General features: G+C 61.2%; 16 protein-coding genes and 1 tRNA gene. 11 read left to right on the plus strand and 6 right to left on the minus strand.

The features are described 5' to 3' along the window. Positions 1-19 precede the first annotated feature (19 nt). The 6 genes from HCO70_RS09665 to HCO70_RS09690 all read left to right on the plus strand — a co-directional run bounded on the left by HCO70_RS09665 (position 20) and on the right by HCO70_RS09690 (position 5,098). Entirely contained in the window at positions 20-2,059 is a 2,040-nt protein-coding gene (locus HCO70_RS09665; protein ID WP_172295343.1) for an ASKHA domain-containing protein, read from the plus strand. Positions 2,060-2,220: 161 nt separating this feature from the next. Next, entirely contained in the window at positions 2,221-2,664 is a 444-nt protein-coding gene (locus HCO70_RS09670; protein ID WP_172295345.1) for a DUF6325 family protein, read from the plus strand. A gap of 120 nt (positions 2,665-2,784) precedes the next feature. Beyond that, positions 2,785-2,973: an SHOCT domain-containing protein gene (locus tag HCO70_RS09675; protein ID WP_216665314.1), complete on the plus strand. Its 189-nt coding sequence runs from the start codon at positions 2,785-2,787 to the stop codon at positions 2,971-2,973. A 116-nt stretch (positions 2,974-3,089) separates the two neighbouring features. Continuing rightward, positions 3,090-3,163: transfer RNA gene (locus HCO70_RS09680), tRNA-Gly, on the plus strand. Between the two features lie 161 nt (positions 3,164-3,324). Further along, positions 3,325-3,747, plus strand: a complete 423-nt coding sequence (locus HCO70_RS09685; RefSeq protein WP_172295349.1) for a hypothetical protein — start codon at positions 3,325-3,327, stop codon at positions 3,745-3,747. 412 nt (positions 3,748-4,159) lie between these two features. After that, entirely contained in the window at positions 4,160-5,098 is a 939-nt protein-coding gene (locus tag HCO70_RS09690; RefSeq protein WP_172295351.1) for an META domain-containing protein, read from the plus strand. Here HCO70_RS09690 and pgi read toward each other — a convergent pair whose 3' ends face one another. Genes pgi through zwf form a run of 3 tightly spaced genes read right to left on the minus strand, consistent with a single transcriptional unit; the run spans position 5,099 to position 8,839 of the window. After that, entirely contained in the window at positions 5,099-6,706 is a 1,608-nt protein-coding gene (pgi, locus tag HCO70_RS09695) for a glucose-6-phosphate isomerase (RefSeq protein WP_172295353.1), read from the minus strand. Between the two features lie 4 nt (positions 6,707-6,710). Further along, positions 6,711-7,385 carry a 6-phosphogluconolactonase gene (pgl, locus tag HCO70_RS09700; protein ID WP_172295355.1) on the minus strand — a complete coding sequence of 225 codons (675 nt, stop codon included), beginning with the start codon at positions 7,383-7,385 and terminating at the stop codon, positions 6,711-6,713. Continuing rightward, the gene (zwf, locus tag HCO70_RS09705) at positions 7,382-8,839 is read right to left on the minus strand and encodes a glucose-6-phosphate dehydrogenase (protein WP_172295357.1); all 1,458 of its coding nucleotides are present in this window, start codon (positions 8,837-8,839) and stop codon (positions 7,382-7,384) included. Before zwf ends, pgl begins: the two co-directional genes overlap by 4 nt. 172 nt (positions 8,840-9,011) lie before the next feature. On the opposite strand from zwf, the gene HCO70_RS09710 reads away from it, so the two are divergent. Then, a complete protein-coding gene (locus HCO70_RS09710) occupies positions 9,012-9,965 on the plus strand; it encodes a radical SAM protein (RefSeq protein WP_172295359.1) in 954 nt (317 codons plus the stop codon). A 260-nt stretch (positions 9,966-10,225) separates the two neighbouring features. Here the strand turns inward: HCO70_RS09710 and HCO70_RS09715 are convergent, their stop codons facing one another. Together HCO70_RS09715 and HCO70_RS09720 are read right to left on the minus strand one after the other, a co-directional pair. Further along, positions 10,226-11,788: an NAD(P)H-hydrate dehydratase gene (locus HCO70_RS09715; protein WP_172295361.1), complete on the minus strand. Its 1,563-nt coding sequence runs from the start codon at positions 11,786-11,788 to the stop codon at positions 10,226-10,228. Further along, a complete protein-coding gene (locus tag HCO70_RS09720) occupies positions 11,785-12,492 on the minus strand; it encodes an NAD(P)H-hydrate epimerase (RefSeq protein WP_172295363.1) in 708 nt (235 codons plus the stop codon). Before HCO70_RS09720 ends, HCO70_RS09715 begins: the two co-directional genes overlap by 4 nt. A gap of 177 nt (positions 12,493-12,669) precedes the next feature. Here HCO70_RS09720 and HCO70_RS09725 point away from each other — a divergent pair, with 177 nt between their 5' ends. From HCO70_RS09725 to HCO70_RS09740, 4 genes are all read left to right on the plus strand, one after another. Further along, positions 12,670-13,008: a P-II family nitrogen regulator gene (locus tag HCO70_RS09725; RefSeq protein ID WP_172295366.1), complete on the plus strand. Its 339-nt coding sequence runs from the start codon at positions 12,670-12,672 to the stop codon at positions 13,006-13,008. A gap of 57 nt (positions 13,009-13,065) precedes the next feature. Continuing rightward, positions 13,066-14,472 carry a type I glutamate--ammonia ligase gene (gene glnA, locus HCO70_RS09730; protein ID WP_172295368.1) on the plus strand — a complete coding sequence of 469 codons (1,407 nt, stop codon included), beginning with the start codon at positions 13,066-13,068 and terminating at the stop codon, positions 14,470-14,472. A 578-nt stretch (positions 14,473-15,050) separates the two neighbouring features. Further along, positions 15,051-15,182, plus strand: coding sequence for a hypothetical protein (locus HCO70_RS24990; RefSeq protein ID WP_256372959.1), 132 nt, complete (start codon positions 15,051-15,053; stop codon positions 15,180-15,182). A gap of 313 nt (positions 15,183-15,495) precedes the next feature. Continuing rightward, positions 15,496-16,434, plus strand: coding sequence for a hypothetical protein (locus HCO70_RS09740; protein WP_172295370.1), 939 nt, complete (start codon positions 15,496-15,498; stop codon positions 16,432-16,434). Between the two features lie 88 nt (positions 16,435-16,522). Here the strand turns inward: HCO70_RS09740 and HCO70_RS09745 are convergent, their stop codons facing one another. Further along, entirely contained in the window at positions 16,523-17,419 is an 897-nt protein-coding gene (locus HCO70_RS09745) for a hypothetical protein (protein WP_172295372.1), read from the minus strand. Positions 17,420-17,650 lie beyond the last annotated feature (231 nt).

A 17,650-nucleotide genomic window follows, 5' to 3' on the forward strand; every position in this document is an offset into this window, starting at 1 on the left:
TCACATGTGAAAGGCCCCTATGGATCCGCTCGTCATCTTCACCCCTTCCGGCAAACGCGGGCGTTTTCCCAAGGGCACGCCCGTCCTGACCGCGGCGCGGCAACTGGGCGTGGATCTCGATTCCGTCTGTGGTGGGCGCGGCATCTGCTCGAAATGCCAAGTGACCCCCGGCTACGGCGAGTTCGCCAAGCATGGTGTGACGGTCCGCGAAGACGCGCTGTCCGACTGGAACGCGGTCGAGGAACGCTATGACCGCGTGCGCGGGCTGAAGACCGGACGCAGACTGGGCTGCCAGGCGCAGATCCAGGGCGACGTGGTAATCGACGTGCCGCCCGAAAGCCAGGTTCACAAGCAGGTGGTCCGGAAGGCCGCAGCCGAGCGCGCCGTCGTCATGGATCCGGCAACCCGGCTGTTCTATGTCGAGGTCGAAGAGCCCGACATGCATGAGCCGTCGGGCGACCTCGAGCGCCTGAAGGCCGCCCTCGCCAAACAATGGCAGGTGGGCGAGCAAGGCCTCCGCGTGCCGCTTCCGGTGCTGTCGAAACTTCAGCCTGCCCTGCGCAAGGGCGAATGGAAGGTCACCGTCGCCCTGCACCGCGATCATGCGGATGACGAGGAGCGGCTGCTCGATATCTGGCCAGGATACTGGGAAGGGCGGCTTTATGGCCTTGCTGTAGACCTTGGCTCCACCACCATCGCTGCGCATCTCTGCGACCTGCGGAATGGCGATGTCGTCGCCAGTGCGGGTGTGATGAACCCGCAGATCCGGTTCGGAGAGGACCTGATGAGCCGTGTGTCGTACGCCATGATGAACACGGGCGGCGACCGCGAGATGACAACCGCCGTTCGCGAAGCGCTGAACGGACTGGTGAAAGGCATCGCCGAAGATGCCGGCATCGAGCCGGCCCAGATCATGGAGACGGTATTCGTCTGCAATCCGGTGATGCATCACCTGCTGATCGGGCTGGACCCGGTGGAACTGGGGCAAGCGCCTTTCGCTTTGGCCACCTCGGGCGCGATGTCGCTGGATGCGACGGAACTTGATCTGACCGCCATCAACCCGGCAGCCAGAGTCTATGTGCTGCCCTGCATCGCCGGACATGTCGGCGCCGATGCGGCGGCGGTGGCGCTTTCCGAAGAGCCGTACAAATCCGACGATCTCGTCCTGATCGTCGATGTCGGCACGAATGCCGAAATTCAGCTTGGCGACAAGAACCGGGCCCTTGCCTGTTCCTCTCCCACCGGCCCTGCGTTCGAGGGCGCGCAGATCTCCTCTGGCCAGCGCGCAGCGCCGGGTGCCATCGAGCGGGTGCGTATCGACCCGGTGAGTAAGGAACCGCGGTTCCGCGTGGTCGGCTCCGATCTCTGGTCCGATGAGGACGGTTTCGCCGAGGCGACAGCCGTGACCGGGATCACCGGAATCTGCGGCTCCGGCATCATCGAGGCGGTCGCTGAAATGCGGATTGCGGGTCTTGTAGACTCAAAGGGCCTGATCGGTTCGGCCGAACAGACCGGAACCGCCCGCAGCCTGCCCGAGGGGCGTACCCATGCCTATCTGCTTCACGATGGCAGCGCCGAAGGCGGACCTGTAATCACCGTGACCCAGGGCGACATTCGCGCCATCCAGTTGGCGAAATCCGCGCTTTATGCCGGGGCGCGGCTGCTGATGGACGAGATCGGAACCGACACCGTGGACCGTGTCGTTCTTGCCGGCGCGTTCGGTGCACATATCTCGCCGCTGCACGCGATGGTTCTCGGGATGATCCCCGACTGCCCGCTGGACAATGTGACCTCTGCCGGAAACGCCGCCGGCACTGGCGCGCGGATCGCTCTATGTTCTCTGGCTGCACGGGCAGAGATCGAACGGCGGGTGTATGAGATCCACAAAGTCGAGACTGCTATCGAGCCGCGGTTCCAGGAGCATTTCGTGGCGGCCAACGCGATCCCGCATGCGACCGCGCCTTTTAGTCAGTTGCGGCAGGTTGTGTCGCTGCCAGATGTGGCGTTCAACACGGGCGATGCGGATGGCGGCGGACGCAGGCGGCGCAGGCGTGTGTGATCCGCGGCTCTCAACACCTCACTGGGAGTTCTACACCGGCCAAGTCACGGGCCCTGTTTGAATTTTTGATGAAACCTCACGTCATGCACTACCCGGACTTGTCCGGCCTCGAATTACGCGGCAAAGTTGTTGCAGGCGATTTTCAGTGAAAGGTTTGGCCCATGAGCACCTCGATCGGACCTGTCGAGCTTGTCGTGATCGACTTTGAGGGCAACCAGTTCAATGGAGAGGTCGCTTCCAGCCTTCTCGACCTCATCGACAAGGGCTTTATCCGTGTCATCGACCTTGCCGTCGTCATCAAAGATGCCGACGGCAATGCAGATGTACTCGAAATGCAGGATCTGCGCGAGGATGTGGCTCAGGCGATGAAAGCACTAGCAGGCGAGTTCAGCGGCCTGATGTCAGAAGAAGACCTGATGGATCTTGTTGCAGAGGTTCCGGACAACTCCACGTCCATGATGGTCCTGTTCGAGCATCTATGGCTTGGTGATTTCGCCAAGGCTGTGCGCGCATCGGGCGGTGTGCTGACAATGGCGCAGCGGATCCCCGGCGATATCGTGGACGCGGCCCGCGCGAGCCTTCTGGAAGCGGCAAAAACGGCCTGACCGAACTTATTCAGATAGGAGTTAACCATGCTTGGAAGCAGACGCGGACGGCCCAGCCTCATCGGTCAAGCCGCAAGAACCGCGGGCCGCACGGCTGTTGTCGTCGGAACCGCCAACGCGATGACCCGTAAACGGGGCCCGGCCAACGCGGCACAGCCGGAACCGGCAGTTGCCCCCGCTCCCGCATCTGCGGGCGGCCTCGATGCGGATGCGATCGCACGGCTCAAGGAACTGGCTGACCTCAAAGCCGCGGGCATTCTGACCGACGCCGAGTTTGAAGCGCAGAAAGCGCGTATTCTAAACGCCTGACTTCGTAAAACCATGTGTGGTGGCGGTGCCTTACACGCACCGCCGAGCAGACCCGGCAAGGGCCAACATTCAGATTGACTGGCCCTCCCGCCTTGTCTACCTCTGCCGGACGGAACGCGGGTGTAGCTCAATGGTAGAGCAGGAGCTTCCCAAGCTTAAGACGAGGGTTCGATTCCCTTCACCCGCTCCAAGCCACCGCTATCAACCGTAGTCAGTTTCTCAGGCACTTAGGGCGGAAGTGCGCTTCGAACCTTCCTGATTCGCAATTTTTGACGTAGCGTTAGCTTGGCGGCGCGCCGGCAGGCCTCCGTCGTTCGTTGGTTATTCTTGATTACACGGGGGATGCGCCAGATGTCCCGCAAGACTTGGTTCATAGTCGGTGCCTGTGTTGCCGTGGGCGCAGGAGCGCTCGCGATGAATTATATGATGGCGCCTGAGGACGACGAACTCGTGCAGTCCGTGACTCTGCGGCACTACGTCGACGGGTATGAGAGAAATCTCGACGCCTTGCGTGATCAACTTGGCGCAGAAAGCTGGTCTGACGACTCGATTTCGCGTCACCTGGCATCGGCGCAGCGGGAAGCCGTCGGATTGGCGGAGCGGCTTCCGAACCTTCCCGGGACTCTGTTGGTTGATCTCACCGAAATTGACCCGGAGACGACTTCGCGGGTGGAGGTGCGTGCGGCGTTCGATACGCTAGAAACACACCGGCCCACTCTTATTGCCGCCACTTGTGAAGTCGATGTCAGCGCTCACGCAGATTGCGGCGGATAGTCGCCAACGACGCGATTTTCAGAGCTGCGGTATAGGCATATCCGGATCTCTTTTTGTTGTTTTCCAATCGCCCTATAGTTGATAGTCCGGGCGCTATCGGAAGACAGCAAGGATCACACGTCCGGATTGCAGGGAACCATGTCGGGTTCGATCCGGCCTATGGAACAGAGCTTTACAATGCATGCGTCAGTCTCGGCACAATGCAAGGCACGATCGCGCGAAAATCGGCGTAGGACGCCCAAATGAGAGCCGCCAAAAATCACGACACTGCCCTCGCTAACGTGCTGGTACGACCACTCGGCAACTCGATATGATGCCAAGGCGTATCGGTATGCGACTGCTACCCATCATTCATTGGATGCGCGGCTTTGTCGTTGCGAGTTGAGCGGAGTTTCCGCGTGGAGGAACATTCATGAGACCGGCAATATTCTGCGCCGCGATTTTTGCGTTGGCCGAGCCAGTCAATGGTGCCGAATGGCGCATCGTCGCCGTGGACGGGTTCGAGGCACTCGGCGAGCCCGAAATCCGGTTCGACCCGGACGGAACGATCACCGGAAGCACCGGCTGCAATGAATTTGTCGGGCGCGGGCGAACCGAAGCAACATCGTTGGTCATCGATGGAAACTTAGCACTAACCCGAAAAGCGTGTACCGACCTGGCGCTGACCCGCCAGGAGGCCACGATCGGCACCTTGTTACAGGGATCAATCGAACTGGCTTTCGATCCGTTCGGCACGACGATGACCCTGTCGCGCGACGGCACGTCGCTTGCACTGGTCACCGGCGACGACCCGGTGCGCAGCGATCCTTCGGAACGAACGGCCATGCCGCTTGCGTTCAATGCGCCATACCTCAACGTGCAGGGCCTGAGGGGAAATCTGAACCTGCGCAATGCCCCTTCGACCGAAGGGGAGGTCGTCGCCAAGATCACGGTTGGGACAATGTTGTCGAACCAGGGGTGCCAGCAGGGAGCGGAGCACGACTGGTGTGAGGTCCAAACACTCGACGAAACGCCGACGCAGGGCTGGGCAGCGGCCGAGTACCTGCAGCCCGTAAGTGCCGAGAGACGGGCTGACGAAGGATTGTTCGACCGGACCGGACGACTATCCTGCAAACTAGGCGGCAACAACGAGCCGCTGGATTGCGACTATGGCGTAGCGACCGACAGGGATCTTGCGGTCCTCACCGTCTACCTTCCAAGCGGCAGCGCGCGCGTGATGTTCTTTGCTGATGGCGGTTTTGCCTATCACGGCAGTGCCAACGCCACGGTGGAGACAGTCGAGGACATCGTGCGTGTCAGCATCGGCGACGAGCGCTACGAGATCCCGGTGTCCGAGGTTTCGCCCGGCTGATCAGCCCTTGTGGGCATGGATGTAGGCCACGAGTTGTTTCGTGGAACCATCCTTGGAGTCGGCGCTCTCGTCACCCGTCACGATGGGCCCCAGAGCCGTCGCCAGTTCCTTTCCAAGTTCCACGCCCCATTGGTCGTAGGAATTGATACCCAGGATCACGCCCTCGACGAATACGCGATGCTCGTACAGCGCAATGATCTGGCCCAGCATTTTTGGCGTCAGCTTCGGATAGATCAGCGTTGTCGAGGGGCGGTTTCCGGCAAAGACCCGGTGGCTTGCCTGCCGCTCCAGTTCGGCGCCAGCGAACTTGCCCGCGACCTTTTCCTTGGCCTCCTCCAGCGACCGGCCGCGCATCAGAGCCTCGGACTGCGCGAGGCAATTTGCCAGCAGCAAGTCGTGCTGGTGCGCAAGATCGCGTTCGTGCCCCTGTGCCGCCACCATGAATTCACAGGGGACAACGCGGGTGCCCTGATGGATCAGTTGGTAGAAGGCGTGCTGACCGTTGGTGCCCGGTTCTCCCCAGACGATTGGGCCAGAATTGCAATCCAGCTGGCTACCGTCCATGGCGACGGACTTGCCGTTGCTCTCCATCTCCAGCTGCTGGAAATAGGCCGGCAGCCTCGACAGCCGCTGGTCATAAGGCAGAACCGCGCGAGTCGCATGACCGCATAACTGATTGTGCCAAATCCCGACGAGCGCCAGCATCAGCGGCATGTTCTCGATGCCGGCCGCTTCGCGGAAATGCGCGTCCATCGCGGCCCCGCCTGCAAGAAACTCGCGGAAATCGTCCGGTCCGATGGCCAGCATCAGCGACAGTCCGATCGGCCCCCAGATTGAATACCGGCCGCCGACCCAATCCTCGAAACCGAACACTCGAGCCGGGTCGATGCCGAACTCTGCTGTCTTATCGAGGTTCGAGGAAAGCGCCGCGAAATGATCACCAGCCACATCGGACCCGCAATGCGATGCGATCCAATCGCGCGCGGTTGCGGCGTTTGTCATTGTCTCGATGGTGGTGAAGGTCTTTGAGGCGACGATCACGAGAGTCGTTGCAGCATTCAGATCCTTCAGGGTGTCGTGGATATGTGCACCGTCCACGTTGGAAACGAAGTGACAGCGCGGACCATCCGCATAGGGCGCCAGCGCCAGCACGCCCATGGCCGGGCCGAGGTCGGATCCGCCGATGCCTATGTTCACAACGTCCGTGAAGGCCCGACCACCCGGCGCCTTGATCTCTTCCTTGCGGACTGCGTCAGCGAACGTGGCCATCCTGTCCAGCGTTTCGCGTACGCCAGGCATCACGTCGTTGCCGTCGACTATGACCGACGCGTCCAGGTTCCGAAGTGCCGTGTGCAGGACCGCCCTGCCCTCGGTTTCGTTAATTTTCTGGCCGGAAAACATCGCCTCGCACCGCGACGCAACATCGGCCCTGTCCACGAGTGCCAGCAGAGCGTCGCGCGTTTCGGCGTCGATGTTGGTCTTGGAATAATCGAAGAGCATGTCGAGCGCCGTGACCGAGAAATCCCGTGCGCGGTTGTTATCATCGAAGAGCGACAGGATCTGACGCTCCCCGGTTTTCGCTTGGAGGGTCTTCAGCTCTTCGAACATGGGATTACTCCGCCCAGTGGACTGTGGCGTCGCCCAAGACCGAGATGACCGGGGCCTTGACCGGGTCGCCTTCCTTGCGGGCCCGTTCCAGCGCCTCTCGCTTTTTCGGGCCGGTGATCAATATGTGCGTGTTCATCGCACCCCTGAGTACGGGCTTCGTCAGCGTGATGCGCGGTTCCGGCTGATCCTTGCTTCGCACTGGCAGAAGCGGCGGAGCATTGTCGGCCAATGCGTCCTCCAGCCCGACGGCATAGGGAAAGAGCGAGGCTGTGTGCATGTCGTCGCCCATGCCGAGCAAAAGGACGGTGATCGGCAGCACCTCCTTCACCCGTTCGGACAGTTCATCCAGCACGGTCTCTGGTTCCTCCGCCTCCGCGTAGAGCGGCACATACTTCGCCGCGGCCGCGCGTTCGACTAGCAAACGTTCGCGGATCAATCGGGTGTTGGAGCGTTCGGATTCCTCTGGGACCCAGCGTTCGTCGGTCAGCATCACGCGCACTTGCGACCAATCGAGATCTGCCGCGCACAGCGCGTCGAAAACCGGGCCCGGCGTGGTGCCGCCCGGCACCGCAAGCGTGGCCTCGTCATGGCGCTGGACATGGCTGTTGAGTTCGCCCGCCAGTTTGTTGGCCAGTGTGATCATCATCAGGTCGCGGTCGGGATATTCAACGAAGTTCATTCCCTGATGTCCCGCCAGCGACGCCCCTCTCGATAGAGCAGCATCAGTGCCTCCTCCGGTCCGGCCGAGCCCGGGTCGTATAGCTTCGGACGGTCTCCCGCTTTTTCCCAGGATTCTATGATCGGATCGGCCCAAGCCCAGGCGGCCTCCGCCTCGTCGCCGCGCATGAACAGTGTCTGATTGCCGCGTATCACGTCCATGATGAGCCGTTCATAGGCGTCCGGTATATCGGCCGCCTCGGGCCCGAGGGCTTCGGCAAAGGACATATCGAGCGGAACTTCGATCAGACGCATGCCGCCAGGTCCGGGTTCCTTGATCGTCACCCTGAGGTTCATACCCTCGTTCGGTTGCAGCCGGATGACAAGCACGTTGCCGCGCCGGTCGTTTGGGTTCTCGCCGAAAATCGAGTGCGGCGGGTGCTTGAAGACCACGGCAATCTCGCTGGCACGGGTCTTCAACCGCTTGCCGGTGCGGACGTAGATCGGCGTGCCCTTCCAGCGCCAGTTGGAAATATGCAGCTTCATGGCGATGAAGCTTTCCGTGGTCGAGCGCTCGTCCTCCACATCAGTGAAATAACTGTCAATGCCTTCGGCCCCGGAATACTGGCCGCGGACGATATCTTGCGGCCCCACCGGGTCGAGAGCTCGGATGACCTTCAGCTTTTCATCACGCACCGCGTCGGGCTCGAAATGATGCGGCGGCTCCATTGCGATCAGGCACAAGAGCTGCATCATGTGGTTCTGCACCATGTCCCGCATCGCGCCGGACTTGTCATAGTAGGTGCCCCGGCCGCCAACACCGACGGTCTCGGCGACAGTGATCTGGATGTGATCCACGTAAAGTGCGTTCCACAATGGCTCGAACAGAACATTCCCGAAACGGACCGCCATCAGGTTCTGAACGGTCTCTTTTCCTAGATAGTGGTCGATCCGGTAGATCTGTTCCTCGGCAAAATACTTGCGCAGCGTGGCGTTCAGATCTTTCGCAGATTTCAGGTCGTGGCCGAACGGTTTCTCGACGACGATCCGCGCGTGGTTTCCGGCGATCTTGTACTTGTGCAGGTGCTCTGCCAGGTGGCCGAACAGGCTGGGGCCGACCGAAAAATAATAGGCACGGACCACATCCTCTCGCATCTTGTCCGCGAGTTCCTTCCAGCCCTGGTCACCCGTGGCGTCGACGGCATTGTAGCTCAGAAGCTTGAGGAAACCGTCGATTTTGGGGGCATCGTCCTTGCCTTCGATGGCGAACTCCTCGATCGCCTCTCGGACAAACTGACGGAACTCGTCGTCGGTCATCTCACGGCGCGAGGCGCCGACGATACGGGAGTCATCGGGCAGCTGACCTGCCCAGTAGCGCCGGTACAGGCCCGGCAGGATCTTGCGGCGCGCGAGGTCGCCTGTGCCACCGAAGATGACCAGATCGAAGGGATCTACGGGGATGACGCGCGAAACCATGGGCAGCCTCTTTTGGATTTGGGTTAGCGCTAACGGGCCCGCATGTAGCACATGCTGGTCCGAAGTCTAGCGTGGTTGTCGGGCATCACAACCACGTGCAGCGCGATTGCGCGGCTTTTCTGCCGCGGTGCGGCGCGTTAGCTGTTTTCGGATGGCGGATGGGCAGGACCCGATGAAGGATCAGGTTTTCGAGGCGCTGGACCCAGGAAAATTCCGGGATCGCGAGGTGACGGCGAAGGGCGAGGCGCGGGCGTCGGTCGCGCTGAGCGATCCGCGGACGCTGTGGTTCAATACCGGAACGCTCTGCAATATCGAATGCGTCAATTGCTATATCGAAAGCTCGCCGGAGAATGACCGGCTGGTCTACATAAGATCTGCGGAGGTCGCGGAGTATCTGGACCAGCTGGAAGCGCGGAACTGGGGCGTTCGCGAGATCGGCTTTACCGGCGGCGAACCGTTTATGAACCCGGAGATAATCGCGATGGCGGGGGCAGCGCTGGAGCGCGGCTATGAGGTCCTGATCCTGACAAACGCGATGCGGCCCATGATGCGGCCGAAGGTTCAGGACGGGCTGCGGGATCTTGCCGCAATGCATGGCAACCGGCTGATATTGCGGGTTTCGGTCGATCACTGGGACGCGTGCCTGCATGACGAGGAACGCGGAGCCGGGAGCTTTGCGAAGACCCTGCGCGGGATGGAATGGCTGCGCGATTCCGGCGTGCGCATGGCGGTGGCCGGGCGGACCGTCTGGGGCGAGAGCGAGGCGGAGGCGCGGGCCGGATATGCGGCGCTCTACGCGCGGCACGGACTTGCCGTCGATGCATTCGATCCGGCTATGACGGTATTGTTTCCGGAGATGGACTCGCGGGTGGATGTACCCGAGATCACGACCGCCTGCTGGGGCATCCTGGGCAAGTCGCCTGGGGATGTGATGTGCGCCTCGAGCCGTATGGTGGTGAAGCGGAAGGGCGCGGACCGCTGTGCCGTCGTGGCCTGTACTCTGCTGCCCTATGAGTCGGCATTCGAGCTTGGGGAAACGCTGGCAGAGGCGGAGGGTAAGGTGTTCCTGAACCATCCGCATTGCGCAAAGTTCTGCGTACTGGGCGGGGCGAGCTGTTCCGGCTGAGCGGCGTTTCGGCCAGGCACCGGAGGTACACAGCCTGTACACCCACCGTACGCAGGCCGTGCGCACGGATTTCATTGATGTTGCGATGGGTGCCGCCCCCCAGTCCCGCGATGGGTCGGTCGCGTGGCCGGGCGGCGCGATGTCCCGGCGGTCGCGGGGGCGGTCGGTGCTGGAGCCTCCGGCGGGAATGTTTTCGGCCGGAAGAAGGGGCGGATCGTTTGCGGGTCGGAGGACGTATCTCTGTCCCCGGCAGGCTGCGGTCAGAGACCGAGGTCGCGGAAGACCTTCGGGAGCATTTCGGGGAGGTCCTCGGCGATCAGACCGGGGCCGAAGGCGCGGGCGCATTCGACATGGAGCCAGGCCGCAGTTTCGGCGGCCTGCATCGGTGCGAAGCCACGTGCGAGGAGGCCGGCGATGAAACCGGCCAGCACGTCCCCTGCCCCCGCAGTCGCCAGCCAGGGCGCGGCGCGGTCGTAGGCGGCGGAGTTGATCGAGGCGCGGCCCGAGGGCTCGGCAATGACGGTATCGGGCCCTTTGAAGAGGATAGTGCAGCCGGCACTGGCGGCGGCGTCGCGGGTGGCGTCGACCTTGGAATAGGCCGGGGCGCTTGCGGCTTCCTCGGCAAGCTTGTTGGCGATGTCCAGGAACAGGCGCGCGAACTCGCCTCCATGGGGGGTGAGGATGCAATTGTCGTGAAGCAGCGCGAAAAGCGCGGGATCCCCCGCGATAAGGGTCAGGGCGTCGGCATCGAGGACCGTCTTGCGGCGGGCCTTCAGGCAGGTTTCGATGAGCGCCTTGCTGTCGTCGGTCAAGCCGAGGCCGGGACCAAGGCAGAGGGCATTGAGGCGGGTATCCTCTAGCGTCTTTTCCAGCGCGGACACATCGCCGACGCCGCGCAGCATGACGGCATTGAGCTGCGCGGCATTCTCCTGCATCGCGGCGGGCGGGCAGCCGATGGTGACCAGCCCAGCCCCTATTCGCAACGCGCCGCGGGCGGCCATGCGCGCGGCGCCGCCGCGGCCGGGTCCGCCTGAGAGGATCAGGGCGTGGCCGTGGGCGTATTTGTGCTGGAAGGCGGATTTCGACGCGTGCGGGCTATCTTCCAATTCGAACAGAACGGCGTCTTTAGTGAGGAGTTCCACGGACGAAGACCCGTCGCCGTATGAACCGACACCAATGTCAACGACCTGGAGTGCGCCGCAAAACCCTGCTCCCGGAAACAATCGATGGCCGACTTTCTCATGATGGATAGAGACTGTCAGAGCGACGTCGAAGACCGTGCTTTCGGCAAAGTGGCGGCCACTATCTAGGCAAAGGCCTGACGGGCAGTCGATGGCGACCCCGGCACGGCCGAGTTCTCCATGAACCGCAAAAGCCGTTTTTGAAATGACATCCTCCACCGACCTGCCAAGGCCGGTTCCAGAGAGAGCGTCGATGTAGATTGCCGGATCTTCTAAGTTGCAGGTCGCGGCAACCTTATCGGGTTGTAGAGCGGTTACCTCTCCCATCTCCCCCCAACGCTCGTAGTTCGCCCGCGCCTCCGGCGGCAGCTGCGACGGATTGCCGTAGAGAAAGACCTCGACCTCCCAGCCCCAGTGTTTCAGCAGGCGCGCCACGACGAAGCCGGTTCCGCCATTGTTTCCGGGCCCGCAGAGCACGACAGCACGGTGAGTCGTGGCCTGTAGCTCGGGCCATTCCTCGAAGACCGCCTCGACGACGCCCCGCCCTGCCCGTTCCATGAGTTCCAGCCCGGTCACCTCGCCCGACGCGATGGCGGCATCGATGACGGCCTGCATCTGGGCGGCGGTGAGAAGTTCCGTCACGCCGAGGTGTCCGCCCATCTGCTGAGGCCAATATCCTTCACCACCAGTTTGCCGCAGACCTCCGGACCGGCACCGGTGACCTGGCCCGTCTTCGGAGCGTGGAAGGTCACCGTGAGGTCGGCGGCGGCCGCAACCCCCGGGTGTGGCGGCGGATCGCAGAGCAGTTCTCCATTGTCTGCGTCCAGCCCGGAAGGGATATCGACGGCGACGATGCGCCATTCATAGGCAAAGGTGTTCTCGACCAGCCCGACAACCGCGGTGAAGAGCTCGAAATCCAGCGGTCGGGTCAGGCCGATACCGAAGAGCGCGTCGACGAAAATAGCTCCGGGGCGGTAGATTTCCAGCGTGGGTGCATAGCTTTGTGGCGGGAACGGCGCGACCGGACCCATTGCGCGCCAGCGGTCGTAACTGGCATGGGCGTCAGGCGGCAGTTTCTCCGGGTCGCCATAGAGAAACACTACGACATGCAGGCCCTGTTCGGCAAATAGTCGGGCCACGACAAAGCCGTCGCCGCCATTGTTCCCGGGCCCGCAAAGCACAACCACCGGCAGAGTCCCATCGGCCAGGGCTGGCCATTCCTCCAGCGTGGCATCGACGACGCCGCGGCCGGCAAGTTCCATCAATTCGAGCCCCGACACCTCTCCTGAGGCGATCGCGGCCCGCTCTATCGCGCGCATTTGGGCGGTCGAAATGGGTATCGTCATGGATTATCCGGTCCCGTTTTGACAACTCGCATTGGTTTAGGGCAATTTGCATAAATAATGAGCAATGGGTCAGAATCCCCTGTTGCGGCGCTCTTTGCGTTACCCTACCGAATTGTGACGCAGGTAGAGAAGTGATCTTCAACCACCGACCGTATGGTTTCTAGGGAGTCGCAGCACATGAAGAAGATCGAGGCGGTCATCAAGCCCTTCAAGCTTGATGAGGTGAAGGAGGCCCTTCAGGAGATCGGCGTTCAGGGGCTCTCTGTCATCGAAGTCAAGGGGTTCGGCCGTCAGAAGGGGCATACCGAACTTTACCGGGGTGCGGAATACGTTGTCGACTTCCTGCCCAAGGTAAAGATCGAGGTGGTCCTGGGGACCGACCAGGTCGATTCCGCGATCGAAGCCATCATCGGCGCCGCCAAGACTGACAAGATCGGCGACGGAAAGATCTTCGTCTCCTCGATCGAACAGGCGATCCGGATTCGCACCGGAGAATCCGGCGAAGACGCGCTGTAAGACGCGCCGCCCGGGCCATTTTCAGACAACCAAACGTTCCACGACAAGGGAAAAACTATGAGCAACGCTGACGTTCTTAAGACGATCAAGGATGAAGAGGTCGAATATGTCGACATCCGCTTCACCGACCCGCGCGGCAAGCTGCAGCACGTGACGGTAATGTCGGACCAAGTCGACGAGGACTTCCTGGAGGAGGGGTTCATGTTCGACGGTTCGTCCATCGCCGGATGGAAGTCGATCGACCAGTCGGACATGAAACTGATGCCCGACGGGTCGTCTGCTTACATGGATCCGTTCTACGCGGAAAAAACCCTTTGCGTGCACTGTACCGTCGTGGAGCCTGACACGATGGAAGCCTATGACCGCGATCCGCGCGGCACCGCCGAGAAGGCCGAGGCCTACCTGGTGTCCTCGGGCATCGGCGACACAGCCTATATGGGACCGGAAGCGGAATTCTTCCTATTCGACGATGTGCGCTACGAAGTGTCGATGCAGAAGGTCGGCTACCAGGTGGATGCGCTCGACGCGGCATGGAACACCGATACCGAATACGAGATGGGCAATACTGGCCACCGTCCCGGCGTCAAAGGCGGCTATTTCCCGGTGAACCCGATCGACGACGGCCAGGACATCCGGTCCGAAATGCTGTCGACAATGAAGCGCATGGGGATGAGTGTCGACAAGCACCACCACGAAGTGGCGTCGTGCCAGCACGAGCTGGGCCTGATCTTCGGCACCGTCACCAAGCAGGCGGACGAGCTGCAGAAATACAAGTATGTCATCCACAACGTGGCGCAGGCCTACGGCAAGTCGGCGACCTTCATGCCGAAGCCGATCGCCGGCGACAACGGGACGGGCATGCACGTGAACATGTCGGTCTGGAAGGACGGCAAGCCGCTCTTCGCGGGCGACAAATATGCCGATCTCAGCGACGAGGCGCTGTGGTACATCGGCGGCATCCTGAAGCACGCCAAGGCGCTGAACGCCTTCACTAACCCGTCGACCAATTCGTACAAACGCCTGATCCCGGGCTTCGAGGCGCCGGTGCTGCGCGCCTACTCGGCGCGGAACCGGTCGGGCTGCGTGCGAATCCCGTGGGCAGAATCGCCGAAGGCAAAGCGTGTGGAAGCCCGCTTTCCCGACCCGTCTTCGAACCCGTACCTGTGCTTCTCGGCTCTGCTTATGGCCGGTCTCGACGGGATCAAGAACAAGATCGATCCGGGCGCCGCGATGGACAAAGACCTTTACGATCTGCCGCCGGAAGAGCTGGCCGGGATCCCGACCGTCTGCGCTTCGCTGCGCGAAGCCATGGACGAGCTGGAAAAGGACATGGACTTCCTGCTGGCCGGCGACGTGTTCACCAAGAGCCAGATCGAAGGGTACATGGAGCTCAAGTGGGAAGAGATCTACGCCTACGAGCACACCCCGCACCCGATGGAATTCAAGATGTACTACAGCTGCTGATCGACGGCCGCAGAATAGAGAGAGGGGCGCCGGTTTCGGCGCCCTTTTTTGGTTTACAGATTTCAACAGCGGGCGCAGCGAACGGATCAGGATGATCCCTCGCGCAATCGGAGTCAGTTGCAGGGAAGCCGAGTGTACAGGCCCGAACCTGCGGCGTAAGGGGTATTTATTCCCAAACGGGCGGTGAGAGGGCGACTCTAGCAGGCATACCAGCTGGAGGAGTTCATTCAGATGCCTCCCCTGAAGCCGGGCTGTCAGAATTAGGCCTAACCCTGCCGCGGCCGACAAAGGTGCCAGATGGGTTGCATCTGCCGTTTTCATTCATGACTGCAAGGGGTGATAGGCTTTTGCTTTCCGGCCATGCCAAGACCGCGATGGACGGAAGAATCGCGGGACCATTTGGAACAGTCGGAACCCACCTATCGACCGACCAAGCCTATGCCGATGCGTGGGGAAATACCGCTTCCGCGTTGGCGAAAATCAAAGCGGTGATCGGAGAGTTATCCAGAATATCCGGATGGTTGCGGGTTCACCGGATTGTCACCTCGGTGCCTGGCTAAACCCAGCGGCATCTCGTCATGAACGGGTTCAGTGACCTAGTCTTCGAAGTCTTCGGCACGGCTGTGGGTCGGCATACCCGGTCGACCATCGGAGTGGCGGGCTTGCCGCTGGGTTTCGCGATGGAGATCGAGGGTGAGGTCGTGATCTGACTTGCACCGAAAAGGCGGCTCCGACGCCGGGTTGCACGCGGGTAAGCGGGCGGCGTTGCGTGTCTTTTCTTTTCCTGATTGCAGAGTTCCGTGATATACTCACCTGATAGTTTAATGATATTCTGGGGGCTTCCCCATGGACGTATTTCAGGCCGCAATGGCATTTGCCGTGGTGATGATCATGTCTTCCACCGCGGTTACCGGGCTGACGGAAACTTATCTTCGGATCACGGCCAAGCGGGCGCGGGTACTGGCGGCGACAGTGTTGCGGTTCCTCAAGGAGGACCGGGTTCTGCAGGCCGCAGTCGAGGATGTGAGCCTGCTGGCCGATGCCAAGCTGGCGAAGGTTCGAGACCGGCTGACCGAAAATCCGGCCGGTGGCGCGCCAATCGGCGAGAACGGTTCCTTTCTCAACAGACTGCGTGGGATGGTTGCGTGGAACCACGGTGCCGAACGGGTGGACAAGCTGTCCACTTACGCCTTCCTGCAGCGTCTGGCGACGACCGATCTTGGCAGGGAAATTGCCGAAACCGCGAATGAAAGCATACTGCGCGGCCTGACGATGGGGTTCGAGCGCTATGTCGCCGCCTCCAACGAACTGTTCCGCAAGCAGGCTCAGGCGATCGCAATGGTCGTCTCGATCATCTTCGCGTTCGCGATGAACATCGATGCAGTACGGCTGTTCAACTATCTGTTCGAGGAGCGGGAGATCAGCGGCGCAATCAGCGGCGAGTTCGAAGAAGCCGCCCGCCTGGATGAAGCGACCCGTTCTGCGTTCCAGCGGGTGCTGGATGTCCTGGAGATCGATGCGGAAGTCGAACTGACCGATGAGCAGCGCGCGATGATCAGCGAGCGTTTAATGGCCACCGAAGAAAACTTGCGGAGGCTTAGCACGGAATTCGATCTGCCGATCGGCCATAGCTATTTCCCTTATGGAAAAAGCGGCGTCCCGAATGACGCAGACATCGGCGATTATGCCTCCTGGGCGGCAAAGGTGCTTCTGGCCGGCTTCCTGATCGGACTTGGCGGACCGTTCTGGTACAAGGTTTTCTCTTCCTTGTCGCATATCACACAGCTGCTGCGGACAATGGGAGACGGCCAGGTACGGGATGAGGCTGTACAGAAGAAGGACGGAACCCAGCCCGCGTCTCAAGAGCTGGTTGATGCGGTGTCCACAGACCCTGGGAAATCCAGAGAGCTGATGCGGCTATTCCGCGTATTCGCCGGGCTGGATGCAGAAAAGCCGGCGTAGGGTACGCCGGCTTTCCAGAGCGATGCGTCTGGGATGCGCCCGGATCTCCGCTTACACGATCCGGGCGCATCCCCCGCTGGAGAATTTTTTAACCCAAGAACGGCATCAACTGCATTGCCGTCTCCGTCAGGCCCATCTTCTCGCCGACCGAGATCAGTCCGGTCGCCGCCATCGTATAGGCCGTAAATCTGAATGAGCCGCCCGAGAGCGCGTTGTATGTCAATGCCGAGGCACCGAGCGGCAGGGCGAAGATCATTATCGTCGCACTCAAAATATAGAGCGCCGAACGGCCGGCCGCGGTATCGGAGAGCGATTTGGTCTCGGGGCCGTCCTGGTGAGCAAGGAAGGCACGCAGGGCGTCACCCAGCAGATCCTCTTCCTCGTCGTCTTCCGGCTTTTGTCCCAGCCAGTCGGCCACGCGGGGCGACATGTGCGGCTCTTCCATGAAAATCGCCTTGCGGGAATTGCGGTCATGCGAGGCTTCGAAAGCGAAGTCTGGTATCCGGTCGACAATATCTGTCAGCCAGTCCTCTGCCTCTTCGCCGGTCATCAGGCGATCGAGCCCCGGGCATTGTACCAGGTCCACATGGGCCACGGTCAGGATATGGTCAACGAGTTCCCAGACCAGCCGCTGCTTGCGGCCTTGCGGAACCGGACCGCCGGTTGTCCGGTCCAGCGCGACGATGCTAATGCTAGCTTTGTGGTTCGACAGGCGCTGCAGCACTTTGCGGCGCTTTTTCTCGTCTTCCGGCGGGCGAGTTACCCCTCGGAAGTGACGGATGGCGAAGGGCTTATCAGTGTAGGCGATCACCACCTGCACACCCGGCAGGGTCATGGAAATATAGTCGCCGGCGACATAGCCGCGATCCTCGATAGGAAATCCGAGGTTCTCCACCAGGGATTCCAGTGCCAGCCTGTCGACGCGGTCCAACATGTCGCCGGTAGCGCCGTAGAGCAGTTTTGCCTCGATCTTATTGTTTGTCATCGGTCCAGATTCGCCCTGACAATCGTTCATTGGTTAAAATCTGGCTAACAACTGTGAAGAGATTAGGGCGGGATTAGTGCTATTGTTGTGCAAGCGACCGGTAATCTGCAAGAATCCGCCGGTATCGTTTTCATCCCGGAGCCACAGCGCACGAATTTCTTGTTTTTCCTTTGTTTACCTTGCGGAAACCAGCACGGGGATTCCCAAAAATAAGCGATTTTCCGCCCACTT

It is taken from the genome of Pseudoruegeria sp. HB172150 (assembly GCF_013184805.1).
Taxonomy (GTDB): domain Bacteria; phylum Pseudomonadota; class Alphaproteobacteria; order Rhodobacterales; family Rhodobacteraceae; genus Psychromarinibacter.

Coding starts and splice junctions, on each gene's coding strand:
- pgl (WP_172295355.1), bottom strand. CDS start 7,385: ATGAACTTCGTTGAATATCCCGACCGCGACCTGATGATGATCACACTG.
- HCO70_RS24990 (WP_256372959.1), top strand. CDS start 15,051: ATGAACGGGTTCAGTGACCTAGTCTTCGAAGTCTTCGGCACGGCTGTG.
- HCO70_RS09710 (WP_172295359.1), top strand. CDS start 9,012: ATGAAGGATCAGGTTTTCGAGGCGCTGGACCCAGGAAAATTCCGGGAT.
- HCO70_RS09690 (WP_172295351.1), top strand. CDS start 4,160: ATGAGACCGGCAATATTCTGCGCCGCGATTTTTGCGTTGGCCGAGCCA.
- HCO70_RS09670 (WP_172295345.1), top strand. CDS start 2,221: ATGAGCACCTCGATCGGACCTGTCGAGCTTGTCGTGATCGACTTTGAG.
- HCO70_RS09675 (WP_216665314.1), top strand. CDS start 2,785: ATGACCCGTAAACGGGGCCCGGCCAACGCGGCACAGCCGGAACCGGCA.
- HCO70_RS09665 (WP_172295343.1), top strand. CDS start 20: ATGGATCCGCTCGTCATCTTCACCCCTTCCGGCAAACGCGGGCGTTTT.
- glnA (WP_172295368.1), top strand. CDS start 13,066: ATGAGCAACGCTGACGTTCTTAAGACGATCAAGGATGAAGAGGTCGAA.
- HCO70_RS09685 (WP_172295349.1), top strand. CDS start 3,325: ATGTCCCGCAAGACTTGGTTCATAGTCGGTGCCTGTGTTGCCGTGGGC.
- zwf (WP_172295357.1), bottom strand. CDS start 8,839: ATGGTTTCGCGCGTCATCCCCGTAGATCCCTTCGATCTGGTCATCTTC.
- HCO70_RS09725 (WP_172295366.1), top strand. CDS start 12,670: ATGAAGAAGATCGAGGCGGTCATCAAGCCCTTCAAGCTTGATGAGGTG.
- HCO70_RS09720 (WP_172295363.1), bottom strand. CDS start 12,492: ATGACGATACCCATTTCGACCGCCCAAATGCGCGCGATAGAGCGGGCC.
- HCO70_RS09745 (WP_172295372.1), bottom strand. CDS start 17,419: ATGACAAACAATAAGATCGAGGCAAAACTGCTCTACGGCGCTACCGGC.
- pgi (WP_172295353.1), bottom strand. CDS start 6,706: ATGTTCGAAGAGCTGAAGACCCTCCAAGCGAAAACCGGGGAGCGTCAG.